General features: G+C 64.1%; 24 protein-coding genes and 1 tRNA gene. 11 read left to right on the top strand and 14 right to left on the bottom strand.

The genetic code is table 11. The features are described 5' to 3' along the window. The first annotated feature begins 47 nt into the window (after positions 1–47). From MOV74_RS07885 to MOV74_RS07875, 3 genes are all read left to right on the top strand, one after another. Complete coding sequence (locus tag MOV74_RS07885) at positions 48–1,046, top strand: diguanylate cyclase (RefSeq protein WP_404979129.1); 999 nt, start codon at positions 48–50, stop codon at positions 1,044–1,046. Positions 1,047–1,097: 51 nt separating this feature from the next. Beyond that, positions 1,098–1,174, top strand: a tRNA-Arg gene (locus MOV74_RS07880). 110 nt (positions 1,175–1,284) lie between these two features. Continuing rightward, complete coding sequence (locus MOV74_RS07875; protein WP_246919824.1) at positions 1,285–2,391, top strand: hypothetical protein; 1,107 nt, start codon at positions 1,285–1,287, stop codon at positions 2,389–2,391. Positions 2,392–2,486: 95 nt separating this feature from the next. On the opposite strand, the gene MOV74_RS07870 is transcribed toward MOV74_RS07875, so the two are convergent. Both MOV74_RS07870 and MOV74_RS07865 read right to left on the bottom strand, forming a co-directional pair. Beyond that, positions 2,487–2,696 carry a hypothetical protein gene (locus tag MOV74_RS07870; protein WP_246919823.1) on the bottom strand — a complete coding sequence of 70 codons (210 nt, stop codon included), beginning with the start codon at positions 2,694–2,696 and terminating at the stop codon, positions 2,487–2,489. 93 nt (positions 2,697–2,789) lie between these two features. Further along, positions 2,790–3,233, bottom strand: coding sequence for a TspO/MBR family protein (locus tag MOV74_RS07865; protein WP_246919822.1), 444 nt, complete (start codon positions 3,231–3,233; stop codon positions 2,790–2,792). Between the two features lie 43 nt (positions 3,234–3,276). On the opposite strand from MOV74_RS07865, the gene dinB reads away from it, so the two are divergent. Next, positions 3,277–4,377: a DNA polymerase IV gene (gene dinB / locus MOV74_RS07860; protein ID WP_246919821.1), complete on the top strand. Its 1,101-nt coding sequence runs from the start codon at positions 3,277–3,279 to the stop codon at positions 4,375–4,377. A gap of 89 nt (positions 4,378–4,466) precedes the next feature. On the opposite strand, the gene MOV74_RS07855 is transcribed toward dinB, so the two are convergent. The 6 genes from MOV74_RS07855 to MOV74_RS07830 all read right to left on the bottom strand — a co-directional run bounded on the left by MOV74_RS07855 (position 4,467) and on the right by MOV74_RS07830 (position 8,243). Then, complete coding sequence (locus MOV74_RS07855) at positions 4,467–4,760, bottom strand: hypothetical protein (protein WP_246919819.1); 294 nt, start codon at positions 4,758–4,760, stop codon at positions 4,467–4,469. 217 nt (positions 4,761–4,977) lie between these two features. Next, the gene (locus tag MOV74_RS07850) at positions 4,978–5,664 is read right to left on the bottom strand and encodes a DNA-3-methyladenine glycosylase I (protein ID WP_246919837.1); all 687 of its coding nucleotides are present in this window, start codon (positions 5,662–5,664) and stop codon (positions 4,978–4,980) included. A gap of 174 nt (positions 5,665–5,838) precedes the next feature. Next, a complete protein-coding gene (locus tag MOV74_RS07845; protein ID WP_246919818.1) occupies positions 5,839–6,372 on the bottom strand; it encodes a GNAT family N-acetyltransferase in 534 nt (177 codons plus the stop codon). A gap of 121 nt (positions 6,373–6,493) precedes the next feature. Next, entirely contained in the window at positions 6,494–7,234 is a 741-nt protein-coding gene (locus tag MOV74_RS07840; protein ID WP_246919817.1) for a di-trans,poly-cis-decaprenylcistransferase, read from the bottom strand. 30 nt (positions 7,235–7,264) lie between these two features. After that, positions 7,265–7,639, bottom strand: a complete 375-nt coding sequence (locus MOV74_RS07835) for a transcriptional regulator (protein ID WP_246919816.1) — start codon at positions 7,637–7,639, stop codon at positions 7,265–7,267. Beyond that, complete coding sequence (locus tag MOV74_RS07830) at positions 7,626–8,243, bottom strand: hypothetical protein (protein WP_246919835.1); 618 nt, start codon at positions 8,241–8,243, stop codon at positions 7,626–7,628. The genes MOV74_RS07835 and MOV74_RS07830 overlap by 14 nt, the downstream gene beginning before the upstream one ends. 184 nt (positions 8,244–8,427) lie before the next feature. Between MOV74_RS07830 and MOV74_RS07825 the strand changes: the two genes are divergently transcribed. After that, complete coding sequence (locus tag MOV74_RS07825) at positions 8,428–9,675, top strand: S1C family serine protease (protein WP_246919815.1); 1,248 nt, start codon at positions 8,428–8,430, stop codon at positions 9,673–9,675. Positions 9,676–9,811: 136 nt separating this feature from the next. Here MOV74_RS07825 and MOV74_RS07820 read toward each other — a convergent pair whose 3' ends face one another. After that, complete coding sequence (locus tag MOV74_RS07820; protein WP_246919814.1) at positions 9,812–10,087, bottom strand: DUF3551 domain-containing protein; 276 nt, start codon at positions 10,085–10,087, stop codon at positions 9,812–9,814. 143 nt (positions 10,088–10,230) lie between these two features. After that, the gene (locus tag MOV74_RS07815) at positions 10,231–11,205 is read right to left on the bottom strand and encodes a tripartite tricarboxylate transporter substrate binding protein (RefSeq protein ID WP_246919813.1); all 975 of its coding nucleotides are present in this window, start codon (positions 11,203–11,205) and stop codon (positions 10,231–10,233) included. Between the two features lie 125 nt (positions 11,206–11,330). On the opposite strand from MOV74_RS07815, the gene MOV74_RS07810 reads away from it, so the two are divergent. Together MOV74_RS07810 and MOV74_RS07805 are read left to right on the top strand one after the other, a co-directional pair. Beyond that, positions 11,331–11,741, top strand: coding sequence for a VOC family protein (locus MOV74_RS07810; protein ID WP_246919812.1), 411 nt, complete (start codon positions 11,331–11,333; stop codon positions 11,739–11,741). 241 nt (positions 11,742–11,982) lie between these two features. Beyond that, entirely contained in the window at positions 11,983–13,563 is a 1,581-nt protein-coding gene (locus tag MOV74_RS07805) for an AMP-binding protein (protein WP_246919810.1), read from the top strand. 123 nt (positions 13,564–13,686) lie between these two features. On the opposite strand, the gene MOV74_RS07800 is transcribed toward MOV74_RS07805, so the two are convergent. The 3 genes from MOV74_RS07800 to MOV74_RS07790 all read right to left on the bottom strand — a co-directional run bounded on the left by MOV74_RS07800 (position 13,687) and on the right by MOV74_RS07790 (position 17,963). Beyond that, complete coding sequence (locus tag MOV74_RS07800) at positions 13,687–14,781, bottom strand: HD-GYP domain-containing protein (RefSeq protein ID WP_246919807.1); 1,095 nt, start codon at positions 14,779–14,781, stop codon at positions 13,687–13,689. Positions 14,782–15,183: 402 nt separating this feature from the next. Next, a complete protein-coding gene (locus tag MOV74_RS07795) occupies positions 15,184–17,475 on the bottom strand; it encodes a xanthine dehydrogenase family protein molybdopterin-binding subunit (RefSeq protein WP_246919804.1) in 2,292 nt (763 codons plus the stop codon). Beyond that, complete coding sequence (locus MOV74_RS07790; RefSeq protein WP_246919802.1) at positions 17,472–17,963, bottom strand: (2Fe-2S)-binding protein; 492 nt, start codon at positions 17,961–17,963, stop codon at positions 17,472–17,474. The genes MOV74_RS07795 and MOV74_RS07790 overlap by 4 nt, the downstream gene beginning before the upstream one ends. Positions 17,964–18,325: 362 nt before the next feature. Here MOV74_RS07790 and MOV74_RS07785 point away from each other — a divergent pair, with 362 nt between their 5' ends. The 4 genes from MOV74_RS07785 (at position 18,326) to MOV74_RS07770 (ending at position 20,973) form a co-directional block, all read left to right on the top strand. After that, positions 18,326–19,090, top strand: coding sequence for an alpha/beta fold hydrolase (locus MOV74_RS07785; RefSeq protein ID WP_246919800.1), 765 nt, complete (start codon positions 18,326–18,328; stop codon positions 19,088–19,090). Between the two features lie 24 nt (positions 19,091–19,114). Further along, positions 19,115–19,456 (top strand): hypothetical protein, encoded by a 342-nt coding sequence (locus tag MOV74_RS07780; protein WP_246919799.1) that lies wholly within the window; start codon positions 19,115–19,117, stop codon positions 19,454–19,456. Positions 19,457–19,604: 148 nt separating this feature from the next. After that, the gene (locus tag MOV74_RS07775) at positions 19,605–20,276 is read left to right on the top strand and encodes a dienelactone hydrolase family protein (protein WP_246919796.1); all 672 of its coding nucleotides are present in this window, start codon (positions 19,605–19,607) and stop codon (positions 20,274–20,276) included. A 214-nt stretch (positions 20,277–20,490) separates the two neighbouring features. Next, the gene (locus MOV74_RS07770) at positions 20,491–20,973 is read left to right on the top strand and encodes a hypothetical protein (RefSeq protein WP_246919795.1); all 483 of its coding nucleotides are present in this window, start codon (positions 20,491–20,493) and stop codon (positions 20,971–20,973) included. 1 nt (position 20,974) lies between these two features. Here MOV74_RS07770 and MOV74_RS07765 read toward each other — a convergent pair. Then, positions 20,975–21,298: polysaccharide biosynthesis/export family protein (locus MOV74_RS07765; protein ID WP_246919794.1), on the bottom strand; the 324-nt coding region annotated here is incomplete at its 5' end.

Below are 21,298 nucleotides of genomic sequence, written 5' to 3'. Positions count from 1 at the left end.
CGCCGGCCAAGACCGTCGACGTCGCGGATTCCTATGCCGTGCGGCTGATGCAGCACCTGGTGGTGCCGACCTTCGTGATCGACCCGAAGCGCCGCGTCGTGATCTGGAACAGGGCCTGCGAGCGGTTGACCGGTCTCGCCGCCTCGGAGGTGATCGGCACCAGCAAGCACTGGCAGGCCTTCTACGAAACCAGGCGCCCCTGCCTTGCCGACCTCGTCGCGCTCGACCGGCCGGAGCAGCTGCCGGAGTTCTATTCGGAATATGCGGCGCGCGGCCATAACGGGCTCGGCTTTTCCGCGGAGAACTGGTGCACGATGCCGAAGCTCGGCAGCCAGCTCTATCTCGCCATCGACGCCGGCCCGATCCATGACGAGGCCGGCCATCTGATCGCCGTGGTGGAGACGCTGCGCGACCTCACCGACCAGAAGCGCGCCGAGATGGCGCTGAAGGAGCTCGCCACCAAGGACGGCCTGACCGGCCTGTCGAACCGCCGTTCGTTCGACCAGATGCTGATGAGCGAATGGGCCCGCGCCCACCGTACCCAGAAGCCGTTGGCGCTGCTGTTCGTCGACGTCGATCATTTCAAGCTGTTCAACGACCACCACGGCCACCAGACCGGCGACGAATGCCTGCGCGCGGTCGCCTCCGTCGTCAGCCGGCATGCCGTGCGTCCGCTCGATCTCGCCAGCCGCTACGGCGGCGAGGAGTTCGCGCTGATCCTGCCGGACATGGATTGCGATAGTGCCTGCGTCATCGCCGAGGAGATCCGCAGCGCCGTGATGGCCTTAGCGATCGCCCACGGCGCCACGGGTGCCGGCGACCATGTCACCCTCAGCGTCGGCGTCGCCAGCCACATTCCCGGTGGGGCCGATGGCGGCCCCGACCGGCTGCTGGGTGCTGCCGACGAGGCGCTCTATGTGGCCAAACGCCTCGGCCGCAACCGCGTCATCTGCGCCGAAAGGGTGCTGGCCGAGTTCGCCGCCCTCGGCCGGCAGGCCGCAGGGGTTCCGGCGCCTTTCCAGCGCAAATCAGCTCGCGCCCGATAGGCGGGAAGCGGTTGCCCACCCCTCGCCAATCGGCTAAATGAACTCCCACTAGCACCCGTAGCTCAGCTGGATAGAGCGTTGCCCTCCGAAGGCAAAGGTCACACGTTCGAATCGTGTCGGGTGCGCCAGTCGACGATTTGGTCGCCGCCATGTGGGCTGTCAAGCAAGCAACTACTTGGCGCGCCTAAAGTGCATCTGCATTGATACCGGCGCCTCGGCGTTAGACCGTGGAAGCGACATGAGCCGCAGATATCCTTATCCGCGCTTTCTGCAACTCAAACTGACACCCCTTGAGCAACTTCGCTACGTCATAAGATATCCCGGACGTAAACTACGGGTGAAGCTTGATCGCCTCTGGTATTCGAAATTCGTTTACCGATGGGTCGGCGGTCCCCTACACGACCGGAAGTACGCGCCTTGGGTCCCCTATTCGCCCGAAGCGAAAGCGCCTGTTGTGATCGACCCGAGCCGGCCCCGGTGCCGCACGCGACATGGCAATGCGGTCGTTTACTGGATGCGCTTAGGGGCAACTCTCCACCCGAACCATGCGCGGGCCGCGCTACAGCCGGATGGCACGCGGGGCAACGTCCAAAACCGCACCATGGGTTGGTGGCGGCGTGAAGGGCGAGGTCACAAGCTATGGATTATCGGGGATGTCGACATTCGCGCCGACGACGTCGTCTTCATCGACGCCGTCTCTCAAGACTTGATATATGACGCGCCTCCGGCCGACTCTTCTGACCTCCTCGAACGCGAGCTCGCGACACATCCTCCATTCGTCGATGCGCTGGCAAACGACAAGTTTGCGGCCGTTGCCCACAGCATGCTCATGCACCTCGATTGGATACGTACTGGCACGCGCGAGGCCGGCACGTTCGATAGCCTCCATCACATGATTGCGTGCCTGCGCAACAAGGGAGAGGACTATCTCGATTACAAATTTGGTGATTACCCGGTCACGCTGACCGATTCCGAGAGAATAGCGCATACAGAGCGGATGAGAGAGATCATGCACTCGCTGGGCTGGCGCACCTATACAGCGGACGAGCTCAAGGCGAGGATGCGCGAAGACTTCCGCATTCGGGTCGGACGCCGGGTCGAGGCATGGCGACGGCTGGACGACCTTGAAGCGCGACCGGCCGGCAGCCATGATGTCCTCGCCAAGACGCCACCCATCATGGACATGCCGCTTTACCAGGGCGACGAGGCAGAATGGCTCAAAACGTTGGGACAGGAGGAGCGAATCGCGATCTCCTCACAATTCGTGCAGCGGATCAAGGATCTCGCGAATACGGGCCGCCTCACACCGAGGGAGTTCGAAGAGCTATCGCGGTTTCTCATCTAGGCCACGGCTTGCGAGCCCGACGGCACACCGCCAGCCCGACAGGCTGTTCAGTGAGACCTTGATCGGAAAGTTGCTCGCCAGAACAAGCGAGTCACTCACGTCAACATCGAGACAATCGCCTGGATCTGATCGGACGCGACCGTCACCAGGGAGTCATACGACGTGTGGCCGTGTGCGGCCGCCTTCAGGATGCATTCGGCGACTGCCGCCTTCAGGCCGAACACGGACTGGTCCGCCGGGACGCTCGCCATCACGGTCTCAAGCGCTTGACGCATCGTCTGAATGAGCTCGGAGCTGTATTGCATGGGCTGTCCTCCCCACGCTGATATGGGACCGCATGCCCATGCCTGCCACTCACAAGCATGAGACTGCTGTTTGAACGGCCGTGACCAAACACCTCAATTCAAGCGCCAGATCGCCGCATTGAGCACGCCGGCAAACGCGACCCAGGCTGCGTAAGGCACGAACAACGCTGCGGCCAGTCGGTCACGTGATGTCTCCAGACTGATGTAAGTCACGATCGCGACGAACAGACCAATGAGGATGACGAGCGCGGCGCCGATCTGGTGCATCGTGAACATGACCGGCGACCAGGCGAAATTGAGCGCCATTTGCGCGGCCCAGACCAGCATCGCTCTGCCCCTGGGTTCACGGCGAAAGGTCCGCCAGCCCGCCACCGCGATCATGATGTAGAGGATGGTCCAGGCCACCGGGAACGCCCAGTTCGGCGGTACGAAGCCGGGCTTGGCAAGGCCAGCATACCATTCACCCGGCAGATTGGTCGCGCCGATCAGCCAGCCGATGCCAACCACGCCTACCACGAAGACCAACAGCTGCAGCATCCGTCACCTCGCGCTTCTCATCGCGCAATTGTATCATCGTTCCATGAGCGATTCCGACACGGTCGCCGGCGAGGCTTCCCCGGTGCGCAAGATCATCCATATCGACATGGATGCCTTCTATGCGTCGGTAGAACAACGCGACAATCCGGAACTGCGCGGAAAGCCGGTTGCGGTTGGGGGCTCCGCGGAGCGCGGCGTCGTCGCGGCCGCCAGCTATGAGGCCCGCAAATTCGGCGTTCGCTCCGCCATGCCGTCGGTGACAGCGAAGCGGCAATGTCCCGATCTGATCTTCGTCAGGCCTCGCTTCGAGGTCTACAAGGCGATCTCCAGACAGATCCGCGAGATCTTTGCCGAGCACACGCCCGTCATCGAGCCGTTGTCGCTCGACGAAGCGTATCTGGACGTCACCGAAAACCTGCAAGGCATCCCGCTGGCGCGGGACATCGCGCTGCGGATCCGCGAGAAGATCAAGGCCGAGACGGGCCTCAACGCGTCGGCGGGCATCTCCTACAACAAGTTTCTGGCCAAGCTCGCCTCCGATCATCGCAAGCCCAACGGTCAGTTCGTGATTTCGCCGGAAATGGGGCCCGCCTTCGTCGAGACGCTGCCTGTCGGCAAGTTCCACGGGATAGGCCCGGCGACGAGTGCGAAGATGAACGCGCTCGGCATGTTCACTGGTCTGGATATCCGCAATCAATCGCTGGAGTTCATGAATGCGAATTTCGGCAAGTCGGGCGCCTATTACTATTGGATCTCGCGCGGCGTCGACGAGCGGCCGGTCCGGGCCGACCGAATTCGCAAGTCGATCGGCGCGGAGAACACGTTCTCAACCGATCTCATCGAATACGGCGCGCTGTCGGCCGAGCTCAAACCTCTCGTCGACAAGGTCTGGCGCCATTGCGAGGCAACCGGCAACCGGGGCCGGACCGTCACCTTGAAGATCAAATTTGCCGACTTCGAGATCATCACGCGCAGCAGATCCGTCGCAGCGGCGGTTGCGGGACGGAATGAGCTGGAGCGGCTGGCCTGCGGCCTGCTCGAAGCCGAGATGCCGCTGCCAAAGCGCGTCAGGCTCCTCGGCGTATCGTTGTCTGCTCTCCAGGCCGGCGGCGAGCCGGAGCCGCAGCTGACATTGGGCATTTGAGCGAGGCTGTCGATCCTCGCGTTGTGCGAGACCGACGGTGGCGGGATTTTTAGACCCCGCCACCGATGAAGGTCGCCACGCTCGGCCGCTCAATGCCTGACGTGCTCGAACACCACGATCACGCCTGTCGGCTCGGGCTCGTGCGCCATCAGACGCGTCAGATCGGAATCGCCCCAATCGGCGAGGCTGACGACTTCACCGCTCTGGCGATCGGCGCCGAGCGATGGCGTGGGCTCGAGGACCTTGAGGCCCATTTCGTCGACGAAGAAGGTGTGTTCGCCGAACATGCTGTTGAGCTGCGGCATGGCGGGATGTTCGTCGGGCAGCACCTGAGCGCCGAGTTGGTTGACGGTCTGCTTCACCTGTTCGGTTGTGAGCTTCATGAGCTGCTCCGTTCTGTGTCCGGTTTCATTGGCCCGGGCGGGAGCAGGTGTTCCCTGCGCCTTTGTCCGCCTGGCTCGACTTCGAACAGGTGCTGCGCACAAATGTTCCGGTGAAATGTATTTTGTGATCGCGTGTTGCATCCGCCGCGCTCGCGGCACGAGATCGCCACAGGATGCACACGATCTGTCCGTGGGCTGACCCTAATCGGCGGCGTGCCTACTCACTTCGGCTTTCACCCACCGACAGCGCGCAGATGCGTGACAGATAGGTGTAGGATAGACCAGTCTCCTCGGCCCAGGCGTTGAACTGCGCCTGCACCTTGGCGAGATCGCCCTTCGACTTGACCTCTTCTGCAATATCGAGGCCTGCATCGCGCAAGGACGCGACGACGTCCTTTGACGTGACAAAGCCATCCCAACCGACGAAGCGCAGCAGCATCTGGCCGGTATTGCCGCCGAGACGACTGCCGCGCTTGGTCAGGAGATCGAGCAGGCCGATCTGGTCGGACGAAGGCCATTTCGCCAGAAACTTGCCGAAGCTGCCATGCTCCTTCGCGATCTCCTGCACGAAGCCGGCATTGTCACGCACCGACATGATCTTGGCACCGTTGCGCACGATACGCGCGTCGCGCAAAAGGCCTTCCCAATAGTCTTCCGGCTGGAAGCTGAGCTTGGGCGGCTGGAAATGCAGGAAGGCCTCTTCGAAGCCGTCCCATTTCGAATCGATCACGCTCCAGGCAAAGCCGGCGCAGAACACACGCTTGGTCATCTCGGCGAGGATGCGGTCGTCGCCGAGCTTGGCCAGCCGCTTCAGGTCGGGCTTTGCCGGCATCAGCTTTTCCAGCGCCTTGGGCCCGCCCTTGCGTTTCTCGGCGCGGGCACGAATGGTCTTGAAGGAGGTCATGCGACACAAGCGGTTGAGGGCGCGCCACGACATCAGAATTCGACGATGCCGTCCAGCCCCGCGGTGCTGTCGACCGATCCGGTCCTGCCGGCGGATCATGTGCATCGAGCAGCTTGCAAACGCGTTGCCGCCGCGAAATCCCGACAAAGGCGGCCGACCGATCGGCAGGCCCGGCTAGCGCGACAGGCGTTTCGCGAGGTGGACCGACTGCCAGTCTCCGAGCCCGGTATCGTCGAAGCCCGCCTTCTTCGCGAGGCCGCGCATCTCAGAGTTCGTGCGCGCCGTCTCGGCGGCGATCATCTCGTGGCCGAGATCGACCGCACGCGTCTCCATTGCCGTCAGCATCTGAAGGCCAAGTCCCATGCGCTGGAAGGCATCGGCGACCGAAATGGCAAATTCGCCATGCCGTGCCGCCGCGTCGTAGGCGTATCGCGCTTCGCCGATGATCATGCCCCGCCCCTCCTCCCTGAGCTCGGCGAGCAAGGTGAAGTTATCGAGACCGCCGCTCTTGGCGATGCATTCGGCCGCGACCACGCCGGGGTCCGCTCGCGCACCACTGAAGCGCTTGTTGCGGGACGTCGTGGAAAGGCCGGTGAAATAGACCGACAGGTTCTCGACATCCGATGCGCCGGCGGTTCTGATGCAGACCATGCCCTTCGCTTCGGCCAGTTCGATCGGCTCGACGACGCCCGGAAACAGCTGTGACATGCATGACGCTTTCGGCAGGTGCTGGGACTTGCACACCTAGCCGAAGCCGCGCACTGGCCGCTTGGACATTGCCGTCAATCATGCGGCTGAAAACGAACAGCTCGTTTTCATGTGCCGCGCGTCACACACGGGATAGCGACGGCACCTCCTCGGGCATGATCGCCTGAAGGCCGCCGAAGCGACGCTCGCGGCCATGGAAAGAAGCCAGGGCAGCGGCAAGATCGCTCGCGTCGAACTCGGGCCACATCCGCTCGGTGAAGTGCAGCTCGGCATAGGCGCCTTCCCAGAGCAGGAAGTCCGACAACCGCTTCTCACCGGAGGTGCGAATGATGAGGTCGACGTCGCGCAGGCCGGCTTCGCCGGTGACGAGCTGCGAGAAGGCTTCGCGGGTGATGCTGGTCAACGCGGCCGCCTTCGCCGCGGCATTGAGAATGGCATCGCGCGCGGAATAATCGACCGCGATGCGCAGGTGCAGCGTGCTGCCTTGGGCGGTGGTTCCCTCGGCGCGCGTAATCGCGGTGGCGATGCCTTCGGGCAGGCGATCGCGACGGCCGATCACGGTGAGACGCACACCGTTCTTGACCAGGCTCTGCACCTCATTGGCGAGATAGAAACGCAGCAAGGTCATCAATGCAGCGACCTCCGCTTTCGGCCTCCGCCAATTGTCGGTGGAGAACGCGTAGAGCGTCAGCGTACCGATGCCCTGCTTGGGCGCAGCCTCGACGATACGGCGGATCGTCTCGACGCCCGCCTCGTGGCCGCGCAAGCGAGACAGGCCGCGCCGCGTCGCCCATCGTCCGTTGCCGTCCATGATGATGCCGACATGAAGCTTCTCGTTGCAGGACGTAAGATCACTTTGCATTGCAAAGTCTCCGGTCAAAAAGGGGGAGGATCAGGTCGAGGCGATACCGAGGCGGCCGAGCGGCGGCGCCTCGCGGCCGGCGGCCTTCGCAGCGTCGCGCACCAGACGCTCGAGCACGGCGAGATAGTCGAGGAAACGGCGGCGGCCGGTCTTGGTGAGGCGGCAAGTGGTGTGCGGGCGGTTGCCCTCGTAGCCCTTGGTCACCTCGACGAGGCCGGCCTCCTGGAGCACGGCAAGGTGCCGGCTGAGATTGCCGTCGGTGAGGCCGCACAGCTGCTTGAGGTCGGCGAATGCCAGCCCCTTGGGATGCGCCATCAGCGAGGTCAGAAGCCCGAGCCTCGCCTTCTCGTGAATCACGCGGTCCAATCCTTCGTAAGAGAAGGGTGCGCTGTCAGTCTTCGACATCGTGGTCTCCGGATGCGACATGCAGAATGCCCGCCATCATCGACTGCCCGATCACGAAGGGCAGGCCCATGGTCCATGGCGACAGCGTGTGGGTCTGGCTCGCGAGCACCACCACCGCGAAGCCGGACACGAAATACCAGGCGCCGGCGAACGCGACGGTGCGCGGCAACGAGCGGACGGAGGCGAAAATGCCGAGCGACACCAGGATCTGCCACAGGCCCGGGAGCAGCCACAGCGTCTCGCCTGCGAATTTCCACATCACCATCGCGAGCAACACACCGGCAACGCCTGCGGGCAGGAACTGCTCGACCGCCTGGTGGATCATGGCATCGGCCAGACCCGAATGATGACGGCGCGATCGCGCGCGCATCTCGATCCCGATGATCAGGCCGGAGAGCGCGGCGGCGATGAACCAGCCGAAGAAGAAGCCGAGCGGCTCGCTGGTGGGATCGCCGAGCAGCCAGAATTGCAGGATCGCGGTGAGCAGCGCGACGGCACCGGTCGCGACCAGCGTCGCAGGGCCGTAACCGCGGAACGCCGTGCCGGCCGCGATCTGGCTGCGGATCGTCACGATGTCGGCCAGTGCCTTGTCGAGATCGCGTATTGGCAACGCCAGAACCTCGCTTCACCCCTGCTTGACGGGATGGTTGAGCCGATACTTTGTATTGCAAAGTATATAGCATCGCAAAGTAAACACAAGCCTTGACGGCGTCGCGAACGAACAACTGCCGGTTGCGCGGCGCCTGCTCCCGCAGATATGATGCGTCCAAGGCGTCCGGGGGCTGAGTATGTGGCTTAAGTCATTAATCGTTGCATCTTTGTTGCAGGTGAGCATCGCCGGCATCGCGCATGCGAAAGGACCATTCGGCAGCGTCAATGTCGGCAACTGGATCGGCGGCGCCTTCAGCAACGACGAGACGGGCGCCTTCTCCCATTGCGCCGCAACGACGCCCTATGCGAACGGCGTCATCCTGGTCGTCGGCTACAGCGCCGTCGGAACCTGGTCGCTGGCCTTTGCGAGTCCAAGCTACCGTTTCAAGCAGGGCGAGAACGCCGCGATCGACGTCATCTTCGACGGACAGGAACAGGCGAGGCTGTTTGCCACGGCCAATCAGCCGAACATGCTCACAGCCGTCATGCCGGCCAATGTCGTGCGAACGTTTCAGAAGGCAAGTCTGATGGTCGCGACCAGCGGCCGCACCGCGCTGAATTTCGACCTGACCTCGACCGGCCCCGTGATCGCGGCGTTGGCCAATTGCGTGACCAAGGTGAAAGCCGACGGGCTCGACAAGGCCGGCGACTTTACCAAGGGTGCGGCCAAGCCGGCCGCCATGGCGGAGAAGCAGGCGTCACCGCCGGCCGGCAGCAAAACTGCCAGGGCCAAGAGCGGCACCGGCTTCGTGGTTAGCGCGAACGGCCACATCGTCACCAACAATCATGTGATCGACGGCTGCGTCGGCGACATCAAGGGCAATCTCACCGGCGAGGCCTCGATGGTGCTGCGCGTCGTATCGAGCGATGCGAACAACGATCTCGCCCTCCTGCAGGCACCGTCGACGACGACGTTCAAGGACTTTGCGCGGATTCGCGACCCGTCGATTCGCTCCGGCGATTCTGTCATCGCCATCGGCTTTCCCTTCCACGGCTTGCTGAGCTCCGACTTCACTGTGACCACCGGCATCGTCAGCTCGCTCAGCGGCATGCGCAATGATTCGCGTTTCCTCCAAATCAGCGCGCCGGTGCAGCCCGGCAATAGCGGCGGCCCGCTGTTCGATGCCACCGGCCAGGTCGTGGGCGTGGTCACCGGAAAGATCCCAGCATTGCGTATCGCCGCTGCGACCGGCAACATCCCCGAGAACATCAACTTCGCCATCAAGACCGGGGTGCTGCGCGACTTCCTCGACAATTCCGTGGTGCCCTACCAGACCGCCGAGCCGAAGGGCGAACTCAAGACCACCGAGATCGCCGGCAACGCGCGCGCCTACACGATGCTGATCTCGTGCAATGCGACGGAGCAGGCGGAGGCGAAGCGATAGCTGCGCTTCAATCTCCGCTGTGTTTCCCGCGAACGCGGATAATCCCGTACGCGGCGGCCTCTCGATTCAGCGACGACCGCCTCGGGTTACTGGATCGCCCAGGCAAGCCGGGCGATGACTGCTGCGCAGGCGGCTCTTAATACGGCGCGACCGGTCTTACGCGCCGCTGCGGCCGTGGTTGCGGCGGCACCTGGCCGTAGGCGAAGCGAGGATTGCGACCGCAGTACAGCAGCCGGCCGGACACGCTGGCCTGGCATTGTTCATAGGTGTTGTAGGCGCATTCGCCTGGATAATCATAGTCGCCGCCCTGGGCGCACCATGGATAGTCCCGCGCGGCTGCGGGCGTGACGGCGGCGATGCCGCCCAGGACCGCAACGCCGAGCGTCAGCAGCACCAATTGCGTCTTGCGCATGATCCAACTCCTCTCAGGCAGGCCCCAGATACGGCACCATGTCTCATCATGGTGTCGCGGCGTCATTTTACGCCAGATCAACGAAACAAGGAACGCAAGAAAAAAGCCCCGCCGGACGGCAGGGCTCCATTCCCGGTTATTCGCTACTCGACCTTCAGGTCGGCGAACTCGACGACCTTCCTCCACTTCTCGGTCTCGGCCTTGATCTCCTCGCCGAACGCCTCGGGCGTCTGCGCGCGCGGCTCGCCGCCGAGCTCGACCAGACGCTTGGCCATGTCGGGCTCCTTGATGACCGCGTTGACCTCGGCGTTGAGCTTGGCGATGATTTCCTTCGGCGTGTTCTTGGGCGCGCCCATGCCGAACAGTGCGCTGGCCTCATAGCCCTTGACGGTGTCGGCGATCGGCTGGATATCAGGCAGCTGCGGCGAGCGTTCCGTGGTGGTGACGCCGATGGCGCGAAGCGAGCCGGAGCGGATGTGCTGGATGATCGAAGGCATGTTGTCGAAGATCACCTGCACCTGGCCGCCGAGCATGTCGGTGATCGCGGGCGCCGCGCCCCGATAAGGCACGTGCTGCATCTTGCAGCCGGTCATGGCCATGAACATCTCGCCGGACAGATGCACCGAGGTGCCGTTGCCGGACGAGGCCATGTTCACCTTGCCGGGATTTGCCTTCACGTACTCGATGAACTCGGCGACGTTCTTCGCCGGCACGTCCTTGTTGACGGTCATCACGTTCGGCACGCGCTGGAACGAGGCGACCGGCGCCATATCCTGCACGAAATTGAACTTGAGGTTCTTGTAGAGCGAGGCGTTGATGTAGTTGGCCGGGTTGACCAGTTGCAGCGTGTAGCCGTCCGGCTCGGCGTTGATGACCGATTCGGTGGCGATGTTGTTCCCGGCGCCCGGCTTGTTCTCGATCACGAATTGCTGGCCGAGCTTTTCCGACAGCCGCTGGCCGATCAGCCGCGCCAGAATGTCGGTGGCCCCGCCCGGCGGATAGCCGACCACCCATTTCACCGGGCGGGCCGGATAATCGGCGGCAAGGGCCTTCGACAGCGGGGTGGCTGCAAGCGGACTGGCGGCGAGCAGGCCCAGCGCGGTACGGCGAGTGATCATCTCAAGGGTTCTCCCAACGTGTTGTTCTTGAAGCCAGATATCTTGAAGCCGGCGTCGGTAGGGTTGTAACAAAGCTTGCTGCAGGCGGAAAGTGCGCGGGGCGCATCGCGACGAAAGGATAAGGCATGCCGGTCAAGGTCGAGGCCCTCGATCATCTCGTGATCAACGTCGCCGACGTCGCGGCCACTGCGGACTGGTACCGCAGGATTCTCGGCATGGAAGTCAAGGTGTTCGATCCCGGCGGCGGCAAAGCGCCGCGGACGTCACTCGTCTTTGGTAACCAGAAGATCAACGTCCGGCCGCGCGATGCCGACAAGGTGGAGTGGTTCACCGCGGACCACCAGACCGCCGGCAGCGAGGACCTCTGCTTCCTCACCTCTGCTGCGCCCGACGAGGTGGTGGCGCATTTGCAGGCACACGGCGTCGCGATCGAGGAAGGCCCGGTTCCCAAGCAGGGAGCCCGCGGCACGCTCCGCTCGGTCTATTGCCGGGATCCGGATGGCAGCCTGATCGAGATTTCGTCGTACGCGGATTGAGGCCAATAGGGCCTCGCTGCCAACCCCAACCGCCGTCACTGCGAGCGAAGCGAAGCAATCCAGACTGGCTCCGCGGGGGGAGCCTGGATGGCTTCGTCGCAAGGGCTCCTCGCAATGACGGGAGAGAGCGCGCCTCGCCCGCAGGCAACTCCGGATTTGCTCCCCGCCCCGTCCAATGGCAGGAAGACGCAATAATCCAGAGACAGCCGCCATCAAGATGCGGGCTGCACGGGGAGGACACATGCCTGTTCAACAGACCGCAGCCGGAATCGTCGGCCCATTCGATGGGCTTGACGTGCCCTGGCTCTTGAGGATGCGGGCCGAGGTGCGCAGCTCACATCCGTTCCTGATCTGGGCGCCGTTCGATGCGCCGGCGCGGCGCTGGAGCTATGGCGAATTTCACGAGCGGGTCGGCGCGCTCGCGGCGGGGCTGGCGCGCCGCGGCATCAAGCCCGGCGAATATGTGCTCATTCATCTGGACAATTGCATCGAGGCGATGCTGGCCTGGTTTGCCTGCGTCGAGTTAGGGGCCATCGCCGTCACCACCAACACGCGCTCGGCGCCGGCCGAGATCGCGTATTTCGCGGATCATTGCGGCGCAGTCGCCGCGATCACGCAGCCGGCCTATGCGGAGATCGTCGCGCAGAACTGCCGCAACATCCGCTGGATGGCAGTGACCTCGCATGACGCGGGCGTCGTACCCGCGCAGGCGGTTTCACGCGGCGACAGCTTTGAATCCCTGTTCGCCGACAGCGCCGATCGTCCGAAACGCGCGACCGATCCGCACGCGCCGTGCAGCGTGCAATACACCTCCGGCACGACGTCGCGTCCGAAGGCGGTGCTGTGGACCCATGCCAACGCGCTATGGGGTGCCAAGATCAATGCCGCGCATGAGGACCTTCATGCCGGCGACGTGCACCAGGCCTATCTGCCGCTGTTCCATACCAACGCTCTCGCCTATTCCATGCTGGCGACGCTGTGGGTCGGTGGCTCCTGCGTGATCCAGCCGCGCTTCTCCGCGAGCCGGTTCTGGGGCGTCGCGCGCCAGCACGGCGCGACATGGACCTCGACTATACCATTCTGCATGAAGGCGCTGCTCGAGCAGGAGGTCCCGAAAGACCACAAATTCCGCCTGTGGGGCACTGCGATCAACGAGCCGCCGGCCTTTGCCGCGTTCGGTGTCAAGATGATCGGCTGGTGGGGCATGACCGAGACCATCACCCACGGCATCGTCGGCGAGGTGGACCAACCCAACATCCCGATGTCGATCGGCCGCGCCGCGCCGGAATATCAGATCCGCATCACCGACGATGACGGACGGCCGACCGAGGTCGGCGGCACCGGCAGCCTCGCGATCAAGGGCATCCCTGGTCTGTCGCTGTTCGCCGAATATCTGCACAACGAGAAAGCGACGCGCGAGAGTTTTGACGAGCACGGCTTCTTCCTCACCGGCGACCGCGTCGAGCGTCTCGCGAACGGCTACATCAAGTTCGGCGACCGTGCCAAGGACATGCTGAAGGTCGGCGGCGAGAACGTCGCGGCTTCCGAGATCGAGCAGGTGATCGCGCTCGTACCAGGCGTGCGCGAGAACGCCGTAGTGGCGAAGTCGCATCCGATGCTGGACGAAGTGCCTGTCGTCTTCATCATTCCGCAGGGCGGCGTCGCGGGCGCTGCGCCCGACCTGCATGATCGCGTGATGGCCGCCTGCCGCAAAAGCCTTGCCGACTTCAAGGTGCCGCGCGAGATCAGGTTCGTCGACGACATGCCGCGCTCGACGCTGGAGAAGGTCGCGAAGGCGGAGTTGAGGAAGATGGTGGGGTGAGGTAGGTGCCGTAGGGTGGGCAAAGCGAAGCGTGCCCACCAATCGTTCGGCAAATGCGGATGCATCGTGGGCACGGCGCGCGAAGGGCGCGCCTTTGCCCACCCTACGGCAGTTCGTCAAAAATCAGAACGACCCCAGCGCCACCGGGCGGAACGCCTGCAACAGCTGTTGATCCAGCTTGCCGCCCATGCCTTCCATCATCCCGAACGCACGCGAGTGCGTGAAGGGCATGCGGTAGGCGCGTTTCTCGACCAGGGCGGCGTAGATGTCGACGATCGTCGTCACCCGTACGATGTCGCTGATCTGATTCGACGACAGACCGTTGGGATAGCCGCTGCCGTCGAGGAATTCGTGGTGATGCAAGACGACGTCGAGCATCTCCGGCGGGAAGCCGCCTTGGGCTGCGAGTGCGTCGTAGCCGCGGCGCGGATGCTGACGGACCTCCGCCATCTCCTCATCGGTGAGCTTGCCCGGCTTGTCGAGCAGCGCGGAGGGAACGAAGGCCTTGCCGACGTCGTGCAGCAGCGCGGCGCGGGTCAGGCGGCGCTGGTCGTCCTCGCGCATGCCGAGATGCTGCGCGAAGGCGACAGCGAAGCCGGTGACGAACAGGCAGTGACGATAGCTGCCGACATGGTGGCAGCCCACCGTGGTGAGCCATTCGCGCAGCGAGGAGTGCTTGATCGCCTTCAGGATCTTGCTTTCCGCGGCGATGACATCGTCGAACGTCAAGGGCACGCCGAGCGGAAGCTTCTCGAACATCTTCTTCAGCACCGTATGAGCCGCATCGACCCCGCGGTTGAGCGTCTTGCCGCGGTCGGTCGCGTCATAGGCGGCGGTGTCGGGGAAGGCAGCGCGGATGCGCTGAAGGATGGCATCGGCCTGGAGCGGCCGTGAAATGGTGTCGGTGGCGCCGAGCGCCCAGGCCTGCATGGTGCCGTGATGCAGGGCATCGGCGAGCACGAACAGCCGCGGCATCGACCGATAGGCATCGCCGCGCAGCTTGTTGCGCACCCGCTGCACGCTCTCGGGCGAGCGCAGGTTGATGTCGACCACGAGGCCGGAGAGATCGCGCGCCGGCTGGGCGGGAATCGCCTCTGTCGACACCGTCGAGACCTCGCCGACCGCTTTCAAAATGCTGGCGAGCTCGGTGCTCTCGTCGCTCCGGTCAGAGGCGAGCAGAAGCCGGCGTTTGGCGGCGGTTTTGGCTAGCGCGTTCATGACTTTCCCCAAAGCATGGGTCTGGATTTGGCCATAGCCTAAGCCGGATCAGGTTCTCTGGCCCTTAAGAGGCGTGCTCAATGGAACCTTGGGGGATTGCGTTCAACTTTAGGGATTTTGAGTTCCGGGGACGGGAGCTTCAAAACCGGGAAAACAACCCCATGCACAGTAGACGGGCCATTGATGGACAAGGGGAATTTCGGGCGCTCGTGCCGCTCTCCGCTGTCGTCGCCCGGCTCGACCGGGCAGCCCAGTACTCCGAGACGGCGCGGCGGAACCGAGAAGCCGCGGCGTACTGGATGCCCCGCTTTCGCGGAGCATGACAGCGTAGAGCCGGCTCGAAGCAAATCCGCCGGAGGCTGCCCTCCGGCGGACCGTCTCATTCAACAACCACGTTCGGCCTTACGCCTTCATGCTCGCCTTCACCGCCTCCGCGGTGATCGGCAGCGCCCGGACGCGGGCGCCGCTCGCGTTGAAGATGGCGTTGCCGATGGCGGGGGCGACGACCGTCACGGCGGGCTCGCCGACGCCGGTGGCCTTCTCGCCATTGGCGATCACGGCAATCGCGACCTCGGGCATCTGGCTCATGCGCAAGGGCGTGTAGCTATCGAAATTGGTCTGCTCGATGCCACCGTCCTTCAGCGTCGCCTTCTCGTACATCGCCAGCGACAGGCCCCACAGCGCCGCGCCCTCGACCTGGGCACGGATGTTGTCGGGATGCACCTGCGTGCCGACGTCGGTTGCGACCGTGAGCTTCTTCACGGTGACCGCACCTGACGGCGCCACCGCGACATGGGCGACGCACGCCGTCCAGCTCGCGGTTGCACGCTCCTGCGACGAGACGCAGGCAACGCCCATGCCCTCGCCTTTCGGCAATGGCCTAGTGCCGTAGCCCGACAGTCCCATCGCGGCCAGCAGCGTGTTGCGCAGCCGCTGCGCGCCGCCGTCGTTCTTGCCCGCGCCGTCGAGCAGCGAGATGCGGAACTGCGCCGGATCCTTGCCCGTGGCAGCCGCGATCTCGTCGATCATGCTTTCGACCGCCCAGAAGGTCCAGCCCGGCGCCACCGAGCGGAGCTGGCCGGACGGCGTGGCGTTGTGCGCGAGCTCGTTCTTGATCGCGCGCACATAGTGGTTGGGCACGGTGTAGAAGAAGTCGGCTCCGTTCACCGTGAAGCTATCGAGCGGCCCCTTCTTGTCGACCGAGGGCGTCAGGAAATCGGGGATTCCCCAGCGCGCAGTCGGCCAGGCCGAGACCACGTCGTGGCTGAGCGCGACCAGCTTGCCGTCGCCGTCCACGCCGGCCTTGACCTTTTGATAGGTGAGCGGCCGCGAGAAATCCATCGTCATGTCGTTCTCGCGCGTGTAGATCACCTTCACCGGCTTGCCGATCGCCTTCGCCGCCTGCACGGCGGGAATCATCATGTCGGCATCGAGCCTGCGGCCAAAGCCGCCGCCGAGCCACATTTGATGCATCACCACGAACTTCGGATCGATCCCGGCTGCGCCTGCTGCAATCGCGCCGGAGCGCGTTGCAAACTGGTTGCCCGAATAGATATGCAGGATGTCGCCCTTGAACTCCGCGGTGGCGTTCATCGGCTCCAGCGGCGCGTGGATGTTGATGCTGGTCGTATACTCGGCCTCCACCACCTTGGCCGCGGAGCCGAACGCCGCTGCGGGATCGCCGTCCTTGACGAAGAACTGACCGGAATCCTCCAGCTTCTGGAGCCGCTTGGCCTCGTCGAGCAGCGACTGGCTCGACAGTTTTGCGTTGGGACCGCCGTCATAGGCGATCTTCAGGGCCGCTGCCGCCTTCTTGGCGTTGGCGTAGGTGCCGGCGACCGCGACGACCCAGCCCGACGTCGTGCCGGTCTTGTCGTCGAGCGTGACGGCCTTGATGAAGCCCGGCACGCTTTTCGCGGCGCTGTCGTCGACCGACTTCACCGTGGCGCCGAAGCGCACCGGCGGCGTCACCACCGCGCCATAGGCCATGCCCGGCAGCATCACGTCGATGCCGTATTTGGCGGTGCCGTTGGTCTTGGAGGGAATGTCGAGCTGCGGCACCGACACGCCGATCATGGTGTATTGATCCGGCGTCTTCAGCTTGATCGCCTTGAGCTCGTCCGGTGTGAAGGTTTTCGTCGCCTTGCCGCTCTTGACGATCTCGGCAAAACTCATCTGCTTCTTCGACTTCGGATGCGAGATGATGGAATCGCGCACCACGAGCTGGTCCTTGAAGTAGGGCGGCAGGCCCATCGCCGCGGCGGCCGCCTCCGTCAACGCGATGCGTCCCGCGGCACCCGCGCGGCTCATCGCCTCGAAGTTCATCATGGTCGACCAGCTGCCGCCGGTGATCTGAGCGCCCAGCACGGGATCGTTGAACTTCGGATCGTTGGAGGCGAGCGCAACGCGCATATCCTTCCAGCTTGCCCCCAATTCCTCGCAGACGATCTGCGCCATGGTGGAGGCGATGTGCTGGCCCATGTCCGCCTTGCCGCAGGTCACGGTGACCAGGCCATCGGGCGCGATCGCGTACCAGACGCTCGGCTCGAAATTCGAGGGCGCAGCGAGCGCTTCGCCGATGCCGGGGACGCCGGCGTAGCCCAGCACGAGGCCGGTCGCGGCGGTGCCGACGAGGAAGGAGCGGCGGCTGAGATCCGTCGTCTCAGGGGTCACGTTCTTCACATGCTCGTTCATGTGGGCCTCCGCTCGCTGGAGGTCGCCGATGCGGTGCGCATCTCGGTGGCGGCGCGCATGATCGCCTTCTGGATCCGTGAATAGGTCATACAGCGGCAGAGATTGCCGTCCATATGCGCGACCACTTCCTCTTTGGACGGATTGGGATTTTTCGACAACAGCGAGGCTGCCTGCATGATCTGCCCGGACTGGCAATAGCCGCATTGCGGCACCTGCTCGGCGACCCAAGCCTTCTGCAAGGGATGATCGCCCTTGGCGGAGAGGCCTTCGATGGTGGTGATCTTCTTGCCGGTGACGTCGCCGACCATGGTCTGGCACGAGCGCACGGCTTCGCCGTTGACGTGCACGGTGCACGCCCCACACAGCCCGGCACCGCAGCCGAACTTGGTGCCGGTCATCTGCAATTGCTCGCGGATCGCCCAGAGGAGCGGCGAGTCGTTCGCCGCATCCACGGACAGACTCCGCCCGTTGATGGTGAGTGTTGGCATAGGCGTCTTCCCCTGCCGGTGCATGAAGCCGCTTACGGCGGCAACTTGAATAGCGGACGCCCACCGGGCCGGCGCCAGCCTTGGCGGCGAGAATGATCGCGTTCGGTTGCCGTGGCAAATGCAATTTGGAAGCAGTCGAAACAAACCAGCTCTGCACCTGCTCGTTGTGCGCCGCGCCAACGGCGCCGATACAGCCACTGAACGCAACAGCCAGCGCATCGCACATGCGTGCCATCGCGTTGAGGCAGTTTCTTCCAGGTAACTTGGCAGGCTAAAGTGATGAAAGAAGTGGCGCCGCGATGTCCCACAAGGGGAAAGGGTGCACCGAGGTCGTCGCAGGAATAAGGTGAAAGGCGGAAACAATGCCTGAGATCAATCGGGACGGCGTCAATATCTACTACGAGGTCCACGGCGAGGGGCCGCCGCTGCTGCTGACCCACGGCTACTCATCGACGTCGGCCATGTGGCACGAGCAAATCGATGCGCTCGCGAAGGAGCACAAGCTGATCTTGTGGGACATGCGCGGCCACGGCCAATCCGATTATCCCGATGATGCGAACGCCTACAGTGAAGCTCTGACTGTCGACGACATGGCGGCGATCCTCGATGCCGTCGGCGCGAAGCGCGCCATCATCGGCGGGCTGTCGCTCGGCGGCTACATGTCGCTCGCGTTCTATCGTACGCATCCAGAGCGCGCCCGCGCGCTGCTGATCATTGACACCGGTCCCGGCTTCAAGAAGGACGACGCCCGCGAGGCCTGGAACGCGCGGGCACTGGCCACCGCCGACAGGCTCGATCGCGAAGGCCTCGACGTCCTGAAATCGGCGACCCGCGAGCGCGCCGCGGCCACTCATCGCAACGCCAAGGGACTGGCGCTCGCCGCACGCGGCATGCTGACCCAGCGCGATGCCCGCGTGATCGAGCTCCTGCCCGACATCAAGGTGCCCTGCCTGGTCGTGGTCGGTGCCGACGACACGCCGTTCCTCGCCGCGTCCGATTACATGACCGCCAAAATCCCCCGCGCACAAAAGGTCGTGATCCCCTCGGCCGGTCACGCCGTCAACATCGATCAGCCCAAGGCTTTTGTTGACGCCATCGAGCCTTTCCTGAAGAACTTGCCGGCATAGGCCGGGCAATCAGGGATGCGGACCATGATGCGAGCGATATTGGCGGCGGGCGCAATGGCATCGCTGCTGTCGTCGGTGGCGCTGGCCGAACCATTCGGCGCGGTGCCGTCGCGCCAGCCCTTCGTCGCAACCTTGTCGAACAACATTCCGCTCGCCTTCGGCATGGATGCCGATCAGACCGCCCGCGCCCTCGGGCAGCCCCTGCAATATGTGCGCGGACGTCCCGGCAATGAGATCTACCTCGCTTTGCGCAACATCGGCGGCAGCGGCCTGATCCCCTACCGTCACCGCCTGTTCCTGCAATTCCGCCACGGACGGCTGGCGGGATGGAAGGAGGATTACGGCGAGAACTGGATGTGGGAATGAGGGCGGCGCTTCGTGGCGCAAAGTCATCAAATCTGCGCCGTTGTGCGTTGATGTTGCCCCATCGTCATGGCCGGGCTTGTCCCGGGCATGACGAGATTGTGGAACGAGCGAACTCCCTTTCGACGACCAACCAACAAGGACAACCCGCGTGGGACAAGACATCAAGCTGACGGCATCCGACAATTTCCAGCTCGGCGCCTATCGCGCTGATCCCGCAGGCCGCGCCAAGGGCGCGGTGGTGGTGATCCAGGAGATCTTTGGCGTCAATCACCACATCCGCTCGGTCTGCGACCGGCTCGCCGGGGAGGGCTATGTCGCGATCGCGCCGTCGATCTTCGACCGTACCGCGCCCAATTTCCAGTCGGGCTATTCGCCCGACGAGATCGCGGAGGCGCGCAAATTCGTCGCTAGTCCGGACTGGGCTGCGATGCTGCGCGACACGCAGGCGGCGATCGATGCGGTCCAAAGCGTTGGCCCGGTCGGCATCATCGGCTTTTGCCTAGGGGGCAGCATCGCCTTCGTCGCAGCGACGCGATTGACCGGCCTGAAAGCCGCGATCGGCTATTACGGCGGCGCGGTGGTGCGTTTTGCCGACGAGACGCCGAAAGTGCCGACGCAACTGCATTTCGGCGAGAAGGATGCCGGCATCCCCCTGACCGACGTCGAGACCATCAAGGCGAAGCGGCCGGATTTGGAGGTCTTCGTCTATGCGGGCGCGCAGCACGGCTTCCATTGCGACGAGCGTGCGAGCTACGACAAGACCAGCGCCGACATCGCCTGGCCGCGCAGCATGGCTTTCTTCGCGAAACATTTGAAGTAGCCATCGCTGTCATTCCGGGATGCGGCGCAAGGCGCAGGCCCGGAATCCATACTCCCGATCGTGGTTATGGATTCTCAGGTGCGCAATTGCGCACCGTACTTCGCGCTGCGCGCGCCCCGGAATGACGAGAAGAGAGAGCAGGAATCGGGTGGCTGCATCCTGCCGCCCGGCGATAGAGCTCGCCGGTCAAGCCAACTCACGCCGGGAAATCGCCATGCAGCAAACCGTCACGCACCTCGTCATCCGCAATCCGTTCGGAACCATGGATGTCCCCTCCCCCGATGATTCCGAAGTGATGGACTATGCCGCGACGGCCACGCTGGCCGGCGATGCGTCAGACAGCAATGCGGCGGCGTGGGCAGCGATCGCAGCACCATCAGATCCGATCGAGGGAATCTGGGCGAGCCGCTGGAACGGCGGCGCCGATCCGACCATTGCCGGCGATATGCCGGAGAAGTGGAAGCAGGGGCGCGCGGAGATCCGCATCGCGGGAAGCCGGATCTATCTGCGTTTCGACTGGGACAACGGCCGCCGGCACGGGCTGATCGACGCCGCGCGCGACGGCGCGGGACGCCTGGTCGGGAAATACATCAACCTGACCACGCCGGCGATCATGCGGCCATGGGTCGGTCTCGAGGTCGACGCTGCGCGGATCGACGGATGTTTTCCGAACGGGCGGCTGGATTTTCGAAGGTGAGCTAGAACCAGCGCTCGCCGACGAACACTGTGTCGCCGGGGTTCAAGGGGGTGCCGAGCGGCACCACGGCGCGCATGGAGCCGCCATTCTCGGTGTGCGTGATGGTGACCACGTCGCGCTTGGCGCGCGGCGAGAAGCCGCCGGCGATCGCGACCGCACTTTCGACCGTCATGTTCGGCACGTAGGGATACTGGCCGGGCGCCGTGACTTCTCCGAGAATGAAGAAGGGGCGATAGGCCTCGATCTCGACGGCGACCGAGGGCTCGCGGATGTAGCCGTTGCGCAGGCGCGCGGCGATCTCGCCGGCAAGACCAGCCGTGGTGCG

Origin of the sequence: Bradyrhizobium sp. SHOUNA76 (assembly GCF_023006445.1) — a bacterium.
Taxonomy (GTDB): Bacteria; Pseudomonadota; Alphaproteobacteria; order Rhizobiales; family Xanthobacteraceae; genus Bradyrhizobium.
Note: the sequence above shows the minus strand (reverse complement) of the source record. Positions and strands in the feature narration are given on the sequence as shown.